Source organism: Nocardiopsis sp. FIRDI 009, from assembly GCF_003386285.1.
In the GTDB taxonomy this organism is placed as follows: domain Bacteria; phylum Actinomycetota; class Actinomycetes; order Streptosporangiales; family Streptosporangiaceae; genus Nocardiopsis.
This window is the reverse complement of the sequence record NZ_QPNC01000033.1, coordinates 22,937-38,839: the sequence shown is the minus strand read 5'-3', so window position 1 is coordinate 38,839 and position 15,903 is coordinate 22,937. Positions and strand designations below refer to the sequence as shown.

The window sequence follows — 15,903 nt, the reverse complement described above, 5'->3', positions numbered from 1 at the left end:
GACGAAAGAGAGAAAATGAAAACAGCAGTGGTCGACCTTTCGCGGTACTGCAACAACCGGGGAATCCAGCCTCCGGGTTCGTCTGGGGAATACGGTTTCAACATCTGGGGGAACACGTTCCCCGCCGAGGAGCTCCCGGAGCCGGGAACACGGGTCGGCGTCTGCGGGGTGCCCTTCGAGTTCCCCGTCGGGGCGGCCCCGAGCGGCGACAACGTGCGCTGCCGCGGACAGCTCGTCGAGGTGCCGCCGGGCGACTACGACTGGGTCTACCTGCTGGGCGCCGCTGAACGGCGCACCGAGGACCACCTCGGCCTGGTCTACGCCGACGGCACCGAGCTGGCGGAGCACCTGCGCATGTCCGACTTCTGGCCGGAGACCGGCAGCCGCTTCGGGGAACCGCTCGCCTTCCGGACGACGGCCCTGCGCTACCCCAGGCACACCCACACCCCGCACGAGCCCTCCATCTGGCAGCAGCGCTCGCCGGTGTCCGTGCGGGGCCGGCTCCGCGCGCTGCGGCTGCCGGACAATCCGGCGATGCACGTCTTCGCCGTGACCCTCGTCCGGGACGACCGGGAGGTGGCGTCGTGCGCGTCGAACTGAGCCCCGTCCGGTACTGGCGGCACGACCTGTCGCACTGCCTGCACAACACCGCCGGAGTCCTGTTGGACCACCACGGCCTGGACCCGGTCCAGGCGCTCGGCGCGGCCTGGGGCTTCCACTACCCCGGCGACATGCGCCGGGAGGAGTACTACCTGCCGGGCGCGGCCGACGACCTGTTCGCGGGGCTCGCTCCGCACCACGACATCAGCTCGCGCTGGCACCGGCCGGACGACGTCGAGCAGGGATGGCGCCAGGTACGCGAACGCCTCGCCGCGGGCGAGATCGTCGGCGTGGCCGCGGACAACTACCACCTGCCGTTCCGCCCCGCCTACCGGGACGTCCACACCAACCACCTGCTGGCGGTGTACGGCTTCGACGACGCCCGCGGAGAGGTCCTCGTGGCCGACCCGACCCCGCCGTCCTACCAGGGGCCGATCCCCCTGGAGGAGTTCAACGCCGCGCGTGACTCGGGCAACCCCGTGGTTCACGAGCGGGACATGTTCTTCACCTCCAACCCGATCGGCAACCGGTGGCTGGAGGTGACCGTCGGCGCGGACCAGCCGGAGTTCACCCCCGACTTCGTCGGCCGGGTGGTCGAGGCCAACGTGCGCGGACTGCTCGCCCCCGACACCCCCTCCACCAGCGGACTGTCCGGTCTCCGGGCCTTCCTGAACCGGGTCGGCGGAGCGCCGGAGGCATCCCCGGTCGACGCGGACGAGGCGTTCGTCGTCATCGGCCCGATCCTCGCGGTCACGGGACTGCACGCCGAGTTCCTGTCGCGGGCGGGGCACGACTCCGGGGACCGGCGGTTGGCCGAGCTCTCCCGCGCCGTCGACGCGGTGGCGCACCACTGGTCGGCCCTGCGCATCGCCGTGGCCACGGCGGGAACCCCCGGGGACCGGGAGGGCGTGCGCGTCCGGGCGGACCGGCTGGTGGCCGCCCACGAGCGGGCCGCCGCCCTCATGGAGCGCGTGCCCGCCTCCCTCTGACCCCCGGCGGGCTGTGTGGGGGATATCCCCTACTGCCGGCGCCATTCGCTCTCCGGAATCCTCGTACCCGGTGAAAGGAAAACGGATCAGCACGCCGTCGGCCTCGGTTCCCGAGGATTCATTTCAAGGTACTCGGACGCCGCGGCGAACCATCGTCCGGAGTGCTGTCCGAATCCGCCATGAACACGAAAGAGGAAGCCATGGCTGTCAAATCCTGTCCGGAATGCGTCGCTGACGTCGTCGTCTCCGAGACGATCGAGCGCAACGAGATCATCGAGTGCGGCGAGTGCGCCGGGGAACTGGAGGTCGTCTCCCTCGACCCGCTGACCATCGCGGTCGCGCCCGAGCCCGAAGAGGACTGGGGCGAGTGAGTACCGGCTCAACGGAGTGGCGAAGGGGGCACCGGTGATCAGTGTTGGAATCGTCGGCGGGGCGGGATACATCGGAGGGGAGCTGCTGCGGCTCCTCCTCGGCCACCCCGAGGTCAGGGTCGTCGCGGTCACGTCGACGCGCCTCGCCGAGCGCAGGGTCGACCTGACCCACCCCAATCTGCGAGGTATGACCGACCTCGTCTACACCGCGCCCGAACGCCTACCCGAGTGCGACGCGCTGTTCTTCACCGGCTCGGGGACGTCCGACCCCGCGGCTCGGGCCGAGCTGTCCGCCCGGGGCAAGGTCGTGCTCGACCTCAGCCCTGACCTGCGGCTGTCCGACCCCGAGGTCTACCGCCGCCACTACGGTGAGCACCCCACTCCGGAGCTGCTCGGTTCCGCCGTGCGCGGGCTCCCCGAACTCGACCGCGAGGCGCTGACCGGCGCCGACCGGATCGGGGTCCCGGGTTGTATGGCCACGGCCGCGATCCTCGCGCTCACGCCCCTCACCGAGGCCGGCTTGGTCGAGCCCGAGGTCGTGGTGGACGGCCGGGTGGGATCCAGCGGCTCCGGCGCCTCGGCGGGGGAGATGAACCTCCACGCCGAACGGAGCGGGGTTCTGCGGCTCTTCGCACCCGCGGGGCACCGCCACGAGGCCGAGATCGCCCAGGCGACCGGTACCACGCCGAGGATGGCGGCGACCGGGGTCGACGCGGTGCGCGGCGTCCAGGTCGTGATCCGTGCCAGGACCGTCGGGGAGGTGAGCGAACGCGAGATCCGCGCGGCATACCGGAACCGGTACCGGGACGAGCCGTTCGTCCGCCTCGTCGCCCAGAAGCGGGGCAACTACCGGCTGCCGGAGCCGAAGATCCTCCTCGGATCGAACTTCTGCGACGTCGGCTTCGCGGCGGCGCCCGGCACCCGCGACCTCACCCTCGTGGGGGCCCTGGACAACCTCGTCAAGGGCGGTGCGGGCAACGCGGTCCAGAGCTTGAACATCCGGATGGGCTGGGACGAGCGGACCGGGCTCGGGTTCCCCGGACTCCACCCGATCTGAGGAGCATGCGATGTCCGATGACGTACTCGTGGTCAAGATCGGCGGGGACCGCGCCCTGAACCGGGCGGGTGTCTGCCGGGACCTGGGGCGCCTGGTCACCGGGGGGCGGCGCGTCGTCCTGGTCCACGGAGGCGCCGCCGACCTGGACGACCTGGCCCGGCGCCTGGGGGTTCCCCAGCGCAGGCTGACCACCCCCGGCGGCACGTCCAGCCGCTACACGGACCCGGCCTCCATGGAGGTCCTGCGGTTCGCCCTCCTGGGCGGGTTCAAACCCGAGCTGGTGTGCGAGCTCGCCCGCAACGGGGTGTCGGCGGTGGGGCTGAGCGGCATGGACGGCGGCCTGATCCGGGCCCGTCGGCCGCGCGCCTACCGGGCGCTCGTGGACGGTCGCACCCGGGTCGTCCGGGACGACCACAGCGGCCGCATCACCGGGGTCGACCCGTCCCTGCCGATGTCGCTGCTGGCGGCCGGGGCGGTTCCCGTGCTCTCCCCGCCGGCCCTGGGCGAGGACAGCCACCCGGTCAACGTCGACGCGGACCGGGCGGCGGCGGCCGTCGCCGCCGCGCTCTCCGGCGCGGGGCTGCCGACCCGCCTCGTCCTGCTCACCGCCGCCCCCGGGCTGCTCGCCGACCACACCGACGAATCCTCACTGCTGACCGAGACCCTGCTCGCCCCCGAGGGCGGTGTCGGCGGCGCCGCCGTCGGCGGCATGTCCGTCAAACTGCGCGCCGCCCGGCACGCCCTGCTCGGCGGGGCGTCCTCCGCCGTCATCTCCGACGGCAGGGTCGAGTCGCCCGTGCTCGCCGCCGTGGCGGGCGAGGGGACGCGGGTCCGGGTGGCCGAACCCGTTGGGAGTCCCCGATGACCACACCAAGCACCAGTCGCCCCGCCGCGGGCCGTTCGAGTCTGTCCGACACACGCCAGCGGCTGATGGCGCTCCGCGAACGCCAGCGCTCCTCGGGCCTGGGCACCGGGGACGCCATCACGCGGACGGCCCGGGACCGGGCCCTGCCCACGTCCTTCACCCAGCAGCGGCTGTGGTTCCTGGACCGGTGGGCCCCCGGTCGGTCGGTGTACAACTCCCCGATCGCCCTACGGCTGCGCGGGGACCTCGACACCGCGGCGCTCCAACGGGCCCTGACCGCACTCGTCGCCCGCCACGAGATCCTCCGCACCCGCTACCCCAGTGAGAACGGGGTGCCCTTCCAACAGATCGATCCGGTGGCCGAGGTCCCGCTGCCGGTGGTCGAGGCCCCGGGTTCCGGGGAACGGACCCGCGCCCACGTCTCCGAACTGGCCGCGGCCCCCTTCGACCTGGAGAACGGTCCCGTGTTCCGGGCGCACCTGGTGCGCTGCGCCGCGGACGACCACGTCCTGCTCCTGTCCCTCCACCACATCGCCACCGACGGCTGGTCGACGTCGATCGTCACGCGGGAGCTGGTGGAGCTGTACGGCGCGGAACGCTCCGGAGGCGGTGCCGACCTGCCGGAACTCCCGGTGCAGTACGCCGACTACGCGGTCTGGCAGCGCGGTCGGATGACGGGGGGACGCGCCGACGAGCAGCTCGCCTACTGGCGCGACCGGCTGACCGACCTCCCCGTCCTCGACCTGCCCACGGACCGCCCGCGACCCGGGACGCCCACACACGCGGGCACGACGCTGGACCGCGTGCTGCCCGCACGGCTGCGCGACGACCTCAACCGTCTGGCCAGGACCGAACGCGTCACCCTGATGACCGTCGTCCTGGCCGCGTTCACCGTGGTCATGTCCAAGTACACGCAGCAGGACGACATCGTCGTCGGCTCGGTGTGGTCGGGGCGCGGCCGGCCGGAGGTCGAGCGGCTGGTCGGCTTCTTCTCCAACACCCTCGTGCTGCGCACCTCGACCGCCGGGGACCCGACCCTCCGCGAGCTCCTCGCCCGTACCCGGGACACCGTGATGGGCGCCCACTTCAACGAGGACGTGCCGTTCGGCCGCCTCGTCGAGGAGCTCAGCCCGGACCGCGACCCCGACCGCAACCCGCTCTTCCAGACCTCCTTCACCCTCCAACACGCCGCGGTCGAGTCCGCGGAGGTCGAGGGCCTGAGGATCGAGACCTACCCGGTCGAGTCGGGCACCGCGCGCTTCGACCTGGCCGTCCAGCTGACGGAGCTGCCCGACGGCCTGCGTCTGTGGGCCGAGTACTCCACGGAGCTCTTCGACACGGCCCGGATCGCCCGGCTGTTCGACCACTACGAGCAGGTTCTGCGCGCGATGGTGGCCGACCCCGGGCTGCGGCTCAGCGAGGTCGACGTGCTCACCGGCGGCGAACTGGCCACGGTCACGGGCGCGTGGAGCGACGGCGGCGCCGGCGGGCGGGAGGAGCTCCTCCACTCGCTGTTCGAGGCCAGGGCCGCCGAACGGCCGGACGGTGTCGCCCTGCGCTTCGCGGGCGAGGACACCACCTATCGGGAGCTCGACGAGAGCGCCGACCGCATCGCCTGGGCGCTGCACCGGTCGGGTGTCGGACCGGAGCACGTCGTGGGAGTCCTGCTGGACCGCGGTCCCCACATCCCCGCCGCCTACCTCGGCGCGGGCAAGGCCGGTGCCGCCTTCCTGCCGCTGGACCCCGACCACCCGGAGCAGCGCAGGGCGGCCGTCCTCGCCGACGCGGGCTGCGAGGTGGTCATCACCACGGACGAGCTCGCGGCTCTGCTGCCCGGGCACGTGCGCGCGGTGACCGTCGCGCAGGCGGAGCGGTCCGACGCCCCGGCCGGCCCCCCGCCGGCCGAGTCGACGGGGCGCAACCTCGCCTACGTGATCTTCACGTCCGGTTCCACCGGGCGACCCAAGGGCGTCCAGGTGGAGCAGCGTTCCATCGCGAACTTCACCGAGGCCATCGTCGAGAGGTTCGCGCTCGGCCCCGGGGACCGGGTGCTGCAGTTCGCCAACCCGGCCTACGACGTCAGCCTCTTCGACTTCTTCGCCGCGCTGGCCAGCGGGGCCACCCTGGTCCAGGCACCGCGGGACACCCTGCTCGACCCCGCCTCGCTCACCGAGCTGATGCGCGCGGAGGGCGTCACGGTCACCGACCTGCCGCCCGCCGTGCTCGGCCTGCTCGACCCGGACGAACTCCCGGACCTGCGCGCGCTGTTCGTCGGACTGGAGGCGTTCCCCGCCGAACTGGTCAACGCCTGGCGCACCGAGCACCGGGAGTTCCACAACGGCTACGGGCCGACCGAGGCGACGGTCGCCTGCACGGATTACGCGTGCCGTTTCGAAGAGCACACGAGCATGCCGCCCATCGGTGGTCCGCTGCGCGGGTACCGCGTCTACGTCCTGGACCGCTTCGGCGCACCCGTCCCGGAGGGAGTCCCCGGGGAGCTGTACGTCGCGGGCGCCGGTGTGGCGCGCGGCTACGCGGGTCGGCCCGCCGGGACCGCGGAACGCTTCGTCCCCGACCCTTACGGCCCTCCCGGGTCCCGCGCCTACCGCACCGGCGACCTGGTCTGTTGGGAGAGCACCGGGGACCTGCGCTTCCTCGGCCGGGTGGACGACCAGATCAAGATCCGCGGCCTGCGGGTGGAGCCCGGTGAGGTGGAACGCGCCGTCACCGCCCACCCCGGTGTGGCGGAGGCGCTGGTGGTCTGCCACGGCTCGGGCGCCGACGCCCGCCTGACCGCCTACCTGGTTCCGGCCGACCCCGGCGCGGGGGAGCTGGACCTGGACGGCGTGCGCCGTGCCGCCGCCGAGCACGTGCCGACCTCGCTGGTGCCCGGGGCCATGGTCGTGCTGCCCGAGCTGCCGCGCGGCGCCAACGGCAAGGTCGACCGCGGTCGGCTGCCCGCTCCCGACGCGGGCGCCGCCAGGAAGGTCCGGGTTCCCCCCAGCACCTCCACCCACCGGACGCTCGCGGAGATCTGGCGCACCCTGTTGAACCGGGACGACCAGCACGAAGTGGACATCAACGACGGCTTCTTCGAGGTCGGCGGTAACTCCCTCAAGGTCACCGAGCTCGCCGCACGCGTCGAGTCGGCCTTCGGGGTGCGCCTGGAGCTGCGCGACCTGTTCGTCAACTCCAGCATCGCCTCCCTCGCCGACCTGATCGAGGCCGACGAGCTGGACACGACCTCCGACGAGGACCTGATGGCGCTCCTGGACGAGACGGAGGGGACGAACCGATGACGGTGACGATCCGGGAGCCCATCCCCGAACTCAGCGCCGACCAGCGCTCCTTCCGCGCGGACGTGCGGGCCCTGCTGACGCGGCCGGAGGTGCGCGACGAGCTCACCGGGCTGGCCGCCCGACCGCCGGGCGACGAGCCCGTCCTCCTGGAGACCTACCGGCTCCTGGGTGAGCGGGGCTGGCTGGCCCCCAGCTGGCCCGTCGAGTACGGCGGCCTCGGCCTGGGCGCCGTGGAGGCCGCCATCGTCACGGAGGAGATGGCCCTGGCCGGTGTGCCCGACGACGTGCACGTCCTCGGCGTGGACATCGTCGGCCTGTTCCTGCTGATGGAGGGGACCGAGGAGCAGAAGAGGGAGCATCTGCCCGCCCTGGCCGCGGGCGAACGTGTGGCGACCGTGCTGTTCACCGAGCCCGGTTGCGGATCGGACCTGTCCGGTCTGGCCACCCGCGCCGAACCCGACGGCGACGGCTGGCGGCTGTACGGCTCCAAGGTCTACAACATGAAGTCCCAGTACGGCGAAATCGCCCTGTGCGCCGCGCGCACCAGCGACGGGCCGGTGCCCATGCACGGGATCACGCTGTTCCTGCTGCCGCTGCGCTCACCCGGCGTGCACGTCGAACCGGTGCCGAGCATGGCCGACGAGTGCTTCTGCCTCGTCGCGATCGACGGCGTGCGGCTCGGCCCGGAGTCCGTCGTCGGCCGGGTGGACGACGGCTGGCGGCTCATGAACGACCTGCTCCAACTGGAGCGCACGGGGGTCGACTTCCACGGCAAGGCCCGGCGCCTGCTGGACCTGGTGGTGGAGCGCGCCGCGCGCTCCGGCCGACTCGACGACCCGGTGTACGCGGTCCGCCTGGCCGAGCTGGACGCCAAGCTGCGGGCCAGCCACGCGCTGGCGTGGGAGATGGTGCACGACCTCGACCGCGGCGCCGCCGACCCCGTGGCGTCGGCGATGAGCAAGTGGTACGCCAGCGAACAGTTCCGGCCCGTCCTCGACGCGGGGATGGAGGTCGGCGGGGCCGACGCGCTCCTGTCCCGCTGGGACGAGGAGGCGGGGACCACCGCACGGCACGAGGCCGACTACCGGATGGGGCCCGCGCACCGGCTGGCCTCCGGCACGTCCGAGGTCATGCTCTACCTCATCGCGACCAACGGTCTGGGGATGCTCTGAGATGACGACCCGAACACAGCCGCCCGCCCGGACGCTGGCGGGAGCCACCCCGGACGAGGTGCGCGCCGAGTGCGCGGAGCTCTTCCACGATGACCTGAACCCCGTCCTCCGCCGGATCGGGGACCGGCCGCGGGGCGCGGGGAGCCGCGCGGCCCCGGCCGAGGACGACACCGACGTGCGGGCCAGTGTGTGGGCCACCCTCGCCGACATGGGCGTCCTGAGCGCCGCCCTGCCCGCGCACCTGGGCGGCTCCGAACAGGCCCAGCGGATCCTGGTCGAGGTGGCGGAGCTGACCGGGCCGGGCCTGTACCAGAGCCTTCTCCCCGACACGCTCCTCGCCGCCGACCTCCTCGCCCGCGACGGGCGCCACGACCGGCTCCTCACCGAGGTGGCCGACGGGCGGACCACCGTGGCCCTGGCCCTGCGGGACCGCGGCGCCGACGAACCCGACGCCCCCGGAGCCCTGGAGGTCGACCGGGACCACGGCACGGTGACGGGCTCACGCCGGTTCGTCCCCTTCGCCGCGGACGCCGACCTGATCCTGGCCGTGGGCGCCGTCGACGGAGCCATGCACGCCTGCCTGGTGCCCGTCGACCAGCCCGGGGTGGGTGTCCGACGCCAGGACGACCTGGGCCGGGGCGACCTGTACGGCGTCTCCCTCGACCGTGCCGCCCTGGCACCCGACGGCCTCGTCCGGGTCGACCGGCACTACGCGTCCGCCCTGGCCCGGGCCAGGCTCCGGCACGCGGCCTATCTGTCCGGCCTGTGCCGGGGCGCGCTCGACCTCACCGTCGCCCACCTGAAGGAACGCGTCGCGTTCGGCCGCCCCCTGGCCGGGATGCAGGCCCCCGCCCACCGGCTCGCCGCGCTCAGCGCGGAGAACGCCGCCCTGCTCGCCCTGGTCCGCCGGACCGCTCGGGTGGCCGACTCCGGCACGGACGGGATCGTCCTGCACGCGGTCCAGGCGGCGCTGTTGGCCAACGACCTCGCCCGCACCGTGTCCGCGGAGGCCGTCCACCTGCACGGGGCGCTGGGGATGACGGAGCGGTGCGACGCCTCCTTCTTCTACCGCAGGGCGGCGGTGGACGCGCCGAGGTTCGGCACCGGCACCGGCCTCCGCAAGGAGGCCGCGCGTCTGCTGCGGGCCGCCCACAACGCCGACGACCCCGGAAGAGGATGACGATGTCCACGGCGAGAACCACTGATCCGGTCGCCCTGCTCCAGAACCTGATCCGGATCGACACCACCAACCCGCCCGGAGACGAGGGGGCCTGCGCCGCCTACGTCGCCGACCTGCTCGGCGGAGACGAGGAGATCGACGTCAGGGTCATCGCCGCCGCCCCCGGTCGGCCCAACGTGATCGCCCGGTTCCGGGGCAGGGGCGAGGCGCCCCCGCTGCTGCTGCACGCGCACAGCGACGTCGTCCCCGTCACGGGCCAAGACTGGCTGCATCCGCCCTTCGAGGGGCGGATCGTGGACGGGGAGGTGTGGGGCCGCGGGGCCATCGACATGAAGGGCGGCCTCGCGATGATGCTCTCCGCCCTCCTGAGCATGCGCGAACGCGGTGAACGGCCCGCCGGGGACGTCCTGCTGGCCGTCGTCGCCGACGAGGAGAACGGCAGCGCCGTCGGCGCCCGCCACCTGGTCGAGCGGCACGCGGAACTGTTCGACGGGGTGCGCTACGCCATCGGTGAGGAGGCGGGGGCCGACATCGAGCTGGACGGTGTCCGCTTCCACCCCGTCGTCGTCGCCGAGAAGCGCGCCTGCTGGCTGCGTGCCACGCTGCGCGGACCCGGCGGCCACGGGTCGCGGATGATGCCTCCGGACACGCCGATGATCCGGCTCGCCCGGCTGCTCGGCGCGCTCACCGGGGCACGCCTGCCCCGACACACGGTGCCCGCGGCGGACCGGATGCTCGCCGAGCTGTCCCAGCACCTGCCCGGACCGACGGGGGAGGCGGTGCACCGGCTGCGCACCGACGGACCCCACGACCGGCCGCCCGCCGACCTCCCCGTCGAGCAGGCGCTCTACCTGGACTCGGTGCTGCGGCACACCGTCAACCCGACGGTCGTGCGCGCCTCCGACAAGATCAACATGGTGCCCGAGAGCGTCAGCGTCGACATGGACGGCCGGATCCTGCCCGGCGCCTTCACCGCGGCCGACTTCGAGGCCGAGGTCCGCTCCCTGGCCGGACCCGGCATCGAGTTCGAACTGCTGTTGGAGGGCTCCCGGATCGATCCCGGCGGGATCGCCGAGCCGGAGTTCGGGGGCTTCTACGACACCCTGGTCGGGATCCTGCGCAAGGCCGACCCCGACGCGGTGCCGCTGCCCATGATCACCCCCGCTTCCACCGACAACCGGCTCTTCGCCCAACTGGGTATCCGGTGCTACGGGTGGCTGCCGATGCGCCTGCCGGCCGGGTCCCGGCACCGGGGGATGCTGCACCAGGCCAACGAGCGCGTCCCCGTCGACGCCCTCCACTTCGGTACCGAGTGCCTGTCCGCCCTGTTGCGTGACTACCGATGACGTCCGGAGCACGAGGAAAGGCTGACCATGGGCACTGAATGGATGAGCGACGAGCGCCGGGAACTGCTCCGCGAACTGCGGCGCAGGCGCGGCATGGGCGACGGCGACGGGCGTGTCCGTCCCAGGACCGCCCCGGAGGAACCGGTCCCGCTCTCCCCGGGACAGCGGCGACTGTGGGTCCTCGAACGGCTCCGGCCGGGGAGCGCCCTGTACAACGTCAGCGGCGGAGCCCGTCTGCGCGGCCCCCTGGACACGGCCGCGCTGCGCGCCGCGCTGACCGGGATCGTCGGGCGGCACGAGGTCCTGCGCTCGGTCTTCTCGCAGCGCGCGGACGGCGAACCCGTCCAGCGGGTGCTGCCCCCCGAGGCGGTCGACCTGCCGGTCTCCGACGTGGACGGTGATCCGCTCCCGGCGGCCAGGGAGCTCGCCGCCGAGCCCTTCGACCTGGAGCACGGGCCCGTGGTCCGGTTCCACCTCCTGCGCGTCGCCGAGGACGATCACGCGCTGGTGGTCTGCCTCCACCACATCGTCTCCGACGGATGGTCGTTGGAGATCCTGATCGCGGAGCTGGTCGCGGCCTACGAGGCGCGGACCGCGTCCGCCGCGCCCTCCCTGGACATCCAGTACGCCGACTACGCCGTGTGGCAGAACGAGCGCGGGGACACACCCGAGGTCGCCCGGCAGCTGGATCACTGGCGCGACCGTCTGGCCGGGGCGCCCCTGACGGAGATACCGACGGATCGGCCGCGTCCGGCCGCTCCGGACTTCTCCGGCGGTTCGATCGTCTTCACGGTCCCCGGCCGCTCCGCGATCGACCGGATCGTCGGGCGCGGCGGCACCACCCCCTTCGCGGTGGGCCTCTCCGCCTTCGCGGTCGTGCTGTCCCGCTGGTCGCGCCAGGAGGACCTGGTCGTCGGGGTTCCCGTGGCGGGCCGGCAGCGCCCCGAGGCCGCCCCGCTCATCGGCTTCTTCGTCAACACCCTGCCGGTGCGGGTCGACCTCTCCGGGGATCCGACCTTCGGCGACCTGGTGCGACGGATCCACGACACCATGCTCGACGCCCACTCCAACGCGGAGGCCCCCTTCGAGAGGATCGTGGAGGCCGCGCGGACCGAACGCGACCCCGGCGGGCGCCCGTCCCTCGTCCGCCACCTGTTCCAGGTCGACGAGTCGCCCCGCCCGCTGCTCACGGCCCGCGGGGTTGACTTCGAGCTGTTCGCCCTGGACACCGGTACCGCCAAGTTCGACCTGGAGGTCAACCTCGAACCGCTGGAGGGCGGCGGCTGGGAGGCCCGCGTGGAGTACAGCACCGAGCTGTACGACGCGGAGACCGCCCGGAGCCTCGCCGACTCCCTGCGCCGGGTGCTGACCCACGCCTCCCCCGACCTCCCCGTCTCACGGCTCGGCCTGCTGGGCGCGGACGAGTGCTCCGGGCTCCTGGAAGGGTTCGGCGGGTCGCCCGAACCGGTGCCGGGAACCGGCTCGGCCACCCTGCACGGACTGTTCGAGGAGCGGGTCGCCCTGGATCCCGGGGCGGTCGCCGTCCAGTACCGGGACACCGTCCTCACCTACGCGGAGCTGGACCGCCGGGCCAACCGGCTCGCCCGGCTGCTGCGGGAGGAGGGTGTGGGGCCCGACACCGTCGTCGGCGTGGGGTTGCCGCGCGGACCGCACCTGCTCACGGGCCTGCTCGCGGTCCTCAAGGCGGGCGGCGCCTACCTGCCCCTGGACACCCAGTACCCGGCCGAACGCCTCCGGATGATGCTGGAGGACACCCGTGCGAGGGTGGTCGTCGCCGACGCGGACGCGCTCGCACCGGAGGTCGCGGAGGCGCTGTCCGGCACCCGGCTGGTCTGCCCCGACCGCGACGCCGACGAGATCGCCGCCCAGTCGGCCGAACCGCTCGACGTCCGGGTGGACGACCGCTCCCTGGCCTACGTCATCCACACCTCCGGCTCCACCGGCCGCCCCAAGGGCGCGATGAACGAGCACCGGGCCGTGGTCAACCGGCTCCTGTGGATGCAGCGGCGCTACGGCCTGGAACCCGGCGAGGGGGTCCTCCAGAAGACGCCGATCGGATTCGACGTCTCGGTCTGGGAGCTGTTCTGGCCGCTGATCACCGGTGCGCGGTGCGTCCTGGCGCGGCCGGGCGAGCACGCCGACCCGGTCAGGCTGGCCGCGTTGGTGGAGACGGCGGACGTCACCACGATCCACTTCGTGCCCTCCATGCTCGCGGCCTTCCTCACCGCGCCCTCCCTGGACGGGTGCCGGAGGCTGCGCCGCCTGGTGTGCAGCGGCGAGGAACTGCCCGCCCGCCTGGTCGACGAGGCCGGGCGCAGGCTTCCGGGAGTCCCGGTGCACAACCTGTACGGACCCACCGAGGCGGCCATCGACGTCACCTGGTTCGACTGCCGCGAGGGGTACGGGCACCGCGTCCCCATCGGCCGCCCCGTCGACGGCTGCACCATCCGCGTGGTGGACGAGCACCTGGAGCCCGTCCCCGTCGGCGCCCCCGGGGAGCTGCTGATCGGCGGCGTCCAGGTCTGCCGCGGTTACTGGGACCGCCCCGGCCTGACCGCGGAGCGGTTCGTGCCCGACCCCTTCGGCGCGGACGGGGGCCGCCTGTACCGGACCGGCGACCTCGCCCGGTGGCGGCCGGACGGGACCGTGGAGTACCTGGGGCGGATGGACGGTCAGGTCAAACTGCGTGGCATGCGGGTCGAACTCGGCGAGGTCGAGACCGCCCTCACCGACCTGGAGGGGGTGGAGTCCGCGGTCGCGGACGTGCGCGCGAGCGGCTCGGCCGGCCCCCGGCTGGTCGCCTACGTCCGCCCGCGGCGCGACGACGGGTGGGATGAGAACCCCGAAGAACTGGCCGCGCGCCTGCGCGAGGCCCTGGGCCGCCGGCTCCCGCGGCACATGGTCCCCGTCGCGTTCGCCCTCGTCGACGCGTGGCCGCTCAGCCCCAACGGCAAGCTCGACCGGCGGCGGCTCCCCGACCCGGTCGCGTCCGCCCGGCGACGGGAGCACGTGGCGCCCGCCACCCCCGCCGAGCGCGACGTGGCCCGCCTGTGGACCGAGATCCTCGGCGCGGACCGCGTCGGTGTCTCGGACGACTTCTTCGAGCTCGGAGGCAACTCCCTCCTCGCGGTCAAACTCGCCCACCGAATCCGGGTGGACCTGCGCGCCGAGCTGCCGATGGAACGGCTGTTCGCCGCACCCACCGTCGGCGCGATGGCCGCGCAGGTCCAAAGCGCCGGACACCGCGCCGAGGTACGGGGTCCGGTCCTGCGCCGGGTCGACCGGAGCCGGTACAGGGCGGGGGCCGCGCACACACGGACGGTTCGCGACAACGGAGGAACGAGATGACGACGACGGTGGGGGAGGACCTCTACGTCCTCCCGGCATCCTACGGCCAGGAACGGCTGTGGCTGTTGGAGCAGATCTCGCCGGAGACCGCGCTGTACAACGTGCCCCTGGCGGTACGGCTGCGGGGGCGGCTCGACGCACCCGCCCTGGCCGAGGCGGTCTCCGGCCTGGTACGGCGGCACGAGGTGCTGCGCACCGTGCTCCAGATGCGCGACGGAGAGGTGACACAGGTCGTGCGGGAGGCGCTGCCGTTCGACCTGGTCGCCGAATCCGTGGACGGCTCCGAGGAGGCCGTTCTCGCCCGGATCGGCGAGCTCGCCGCGCTGCCGTTCGACCTGGCCGAGGGCCCGCTCCTGCGGGGCCACCTGCTGGCGGTGGCGGAGGACGAGCACGTCCTCGTCCTGGTCGCCCACCACACCGTGACCGACGGCTGGTCCCTGGGGGTGATGCTCGCCGAGATCGCGGCCCTGTACGCGGCCGTGGTCGGGGGCTCGGACGCCGAACTCCCGGAGATCCCGGTGCAGTACGCCGACTACGCGCTCTGGCAGCGGGAGCAGGTCGACGGCGGTTCGCTCAGCGGCCAGGTCGACTACTGGCGCGAGCGCCTGCGGGGCGCTCCGCGGGCGCTCGCGCTGCCCGCCGGCCCCCGGGCGGCGGACGCCCCGCCGCACGCCTCGGTCACCGCTCCGCTCCGCGTCCCGGCCATGGCGGTGCGGCACCTACGCGCGATCGCGCCGGGCGGCGTCACCCCCACCATGGTGGCCATGGCCGCGCACACGGCCGTTCTGGCCCGCTGGAGTGGTCAGGACGACGTCGTGGTCGCCTCACCCGTGGCGGGACGCGGGGAGCCCGAGCTGGAGGGCATGGTCGGCTTCTTCGTCAACACCCTGCCGGTGCGCGTCGACCTGTCCGACGACCCGTCCCTGACCACCCTGATGGAGCGGGTGCGCGACAGCAGCTTCGGCGCCTACGACAACGCCGACGTGCCCTTCGAGGTACTGGTCGGCGAACTCCGGCCCGAGCGCGCGGCGGGCCGCCTCCCGCTGGCGCAGACCATGCTCGCGGTCAACAACACCCCGCTCCCCGAGGACCTCTCCCTCCCCGGGCTGACCGGTGAGCCGGTCCGCCTCGCGCAGAGCACCGCGGTCTTCGACGTCACCGTGGACCTGGTGGAGGGCGGGGACGCGCTGAGCGGGACCGTCGGTCTGCGGGCGGACCGGTTCGACCAGGAGACCGCCGACCTCCTCGCCGAGTCGATCGGCTCGGTCCTGCGCACCTGGGCCGCCGCCCCCGACACACCGTTGTCCGCGCTGCCCTGTCCGGTCGCCGAGCGCGACGACCCCGCCGCGGCCCCGGTGCACGAGGCCGGACCGGAGGAGTCCGACGGCGAGGACACCCTGCCCGCGACCCCGACCGAGCACCTGCTCCTGGAACTCTGGGGAGAGGAGCTCGGGACACCCGTGACCAGTGTGCGGGACGAGTTCTACGCACTCGGCGGCGATTCGATGCGCGCGGTCCGGATCGTCATGCGGGCGCGGGACAAGGGCGTCGAACTGCCGGTGGACATGGTGCTCGGGGAGCACACCGTCCGACAGCTCGCGTCGGCCACGGGCTGAGGGGCCGGGGCCGGTGGGGCCGTGCGGGCGCGCACGGCC

At 73.5% G+C, this 15,903-nt stretch carries 11 protein-coding genes; all 11 read left to right on the top strand.

Going from position 1 to position 15,903, the window contains the following annotated elements; all coding sequences use genetic code 11:
* Positions 1 to 27: 27 nt before the first annotated feature.
* Positions 28 to 600: a hypothetical protein gene (locus tag DVR05_RS23655; RefSeq protein ID WP_198659323.1), complete on the top strand. Its 573-nt coding sequence runs from the start codon at positions 28 to 30 to the stop codon at positions 598 to 600.
* Positions 585 to 1,589 carry a BtrH N-terminal domain-containing protein gene (locus DVR05_RS23650; protein ID WP_157982522.1) on the top strand — a complete coding sequence of 335 codons (1,005 nt, stop codon included), beginning with the start codon at positions 585 to 587 and terminating at the stop codon, positions 1,587 to 1,589. Before DVR05_RS23655 ends, DVR05_RS23650 begins: the two co-directional genes overlap by 16 nt.
* A 200-nt stretch (positions 1,590 to 1,789) precedes the next feature.
* On the top strand, positions 1,790 to 1,960 hold the full coding sequence (locus tag DVR05_RS23645) for a lysine biosynthesis protein LysW (protein ID WP_116248111.1): 171 nt from the start codon (positions 1,790 to 1,792) through the stop codon (positions 1,958 to 1,960).
* A 34-nt stretch (positions 1,961 to 1,994) separates the two neighbouring features.
* Entirely contained in the window at positions 1,995 to 3,017 is a 1,023-nt protein-coding gene (gene argC / locus DVR05_RS23640) for an N-acetyl-gamma-glutamyl-phosphate reductase (protein ID WP_116248110.1), read from the top strand.
* A gap of 10 nt (positions 3,018 to 3,027) precedes the next feature.
* Complete coding sequence (locus DVR05_RS23635) at positions 3,028 to 3,882, top strand: [LysW]-aminoadipate kinase (RefSeq protein WP_116248109.1); 855 nt, start codon at positions 3,028 to 3,030, stop codon at positions 3,880 to 3,882.
* Positions 3,879 to 7,181, top strand: a complete 3,303-nt coding sequence (locus tag DVR05_RS23630; RefSeq protein ID WP_116248108.1) for a non-ribosomal peptide synthetase — start codon at positions 3,879 to 3,881, stop codon at positions 7,179 to 7,181. The genes DVR05_RS23635 and DVR05_RS23630 overlap by 4 nt, the downstream gene beginning before the upstream one ends.
* The gene (locus DVR05_RS23625) at positions 7,178 to 8,353 is read left to right on the top strand and encodes an acyl-CoA dehydrogenase family protein (RefSeq protein WP_116248107.1); all 1,176 of its coding nucleotides are present in this window, start codon (positions 7,178 to 7,180) and stop codon (positions 8,351 to 8,353) included. Before DVR05_RS23630 ends, DVR05_RS23625 begins: the two co-directional genes overlap by 4 nt.
* Before the next feature lies 1 nt (position 8,354).
* On the top strand, positions 8,355 to 9,533 hold the full coding sequence (locus tag DVR05_RS23620) for an acyl-CoA dehydrogenase family protein (protein ID WP_116248106.1): 1,179 nt from the start codon (positions 8,355 to 8,357) through the stop codon (positions 9,531 to 9,533).
* A 2-nt stretch (positions 9,534 to 9,535) separates the two neighbouring features.
* Positions 9,536 to 10,879, top strand: coding sequence for a M20/M25/M40 family metallo-hydrolase (locus DVR05_RS23615; protein ID WP_116248105.1), 1,344 nt, complete (start codon positions 9,536 to 9,538; stop codon positions 10,877 to 10,879).
* A 27-nt stretch (positions 10,880 to 10,906) separates the two neighbouring features.
* On the top strand, positions 10,907 to 14,248 hold the full coding sequence (locus DVR05_RS23610; protein WP_116248104.1) for a non-ribosomal peptide synthetase: 3,342 nt from the start codon (positions 10,907 to 10,909) through the stop codon (positions 14,246 to 14,248).
* Entirely contained in the window at positions 14,245 to 15,864 is a 1,620-nt protein-coding gene (locus DVR05_RS23605) for a condensation domain-containing protein (protein WP_116248103.1), read from the top strand. Before DVR05_RS23610 ends, DVR05_RS23605 begins: the two co-directional genes overlap by 4 nt.
* Positions 15,865 to 15,903: the final 39 nt, after the last annotated feature.

Excerpts from the sequence above, each read along its gene's own strand:
- DVR05_RS23620 (WP_116248106.1), top strand. The coding sequence starts at position 8,355 with ATGACGACCCGAACACAGCCGCCCGCCCGGACGCTGGCGGGAGCCACC.
- DVR05_RS23615 (WP_116248105.1), top strand. The coding sequence starts at position 9,536 with ATGTCCACGGCGAGAACCACTGATCCGGTCGCCCTGCTCCAGAACCTG.
- DVR05_RS23635 (WP_116248109.1), top strand. The coding sequence starts at position 3,028 with ATGTCCGATGACGTACTCGTGGTCAAGATCGGCGGGGACCGCGCCCTG.
- DVR05_RS23630 (WP_116248108.1), top strand. The coding sequence starts at position 3,879 with ATGACCACACCAAGCACCAGTCGCCCCGCCGCGGGCCGTTCGAGTCTG.
- DVR05_RS23625 (WP_116248107.1), top strand. The coding sequence starts at position 7,178 with ATGACGGTGACGATCCGGGAGCCCATCCCCGAACTCAGCGCCGACCAG.
- DVR05_RS23645 (WP_116248111.1), top strand. The coding sequence starts at position 1,790 with ATGGCTGTCAAATCCTGTCCGGAATGCGTCGCTGACGTCGTCGTCTCC.
- DVR05_RS23610 (WP_116248104.1), top strand. The coding sequence starts at position 10,907 with ATGGGCACTGAATGGATGAGCGACGAGCGCCGGGAACTGCTCCGCGAA.
- DVR05_RS23605 (WP_116248103.1), top strand. The coding sequence starts at position 14,245 with ATGACGACGACGGTGGGGGAGGACCTCTACGTCCTCCCGGCATCCTAC.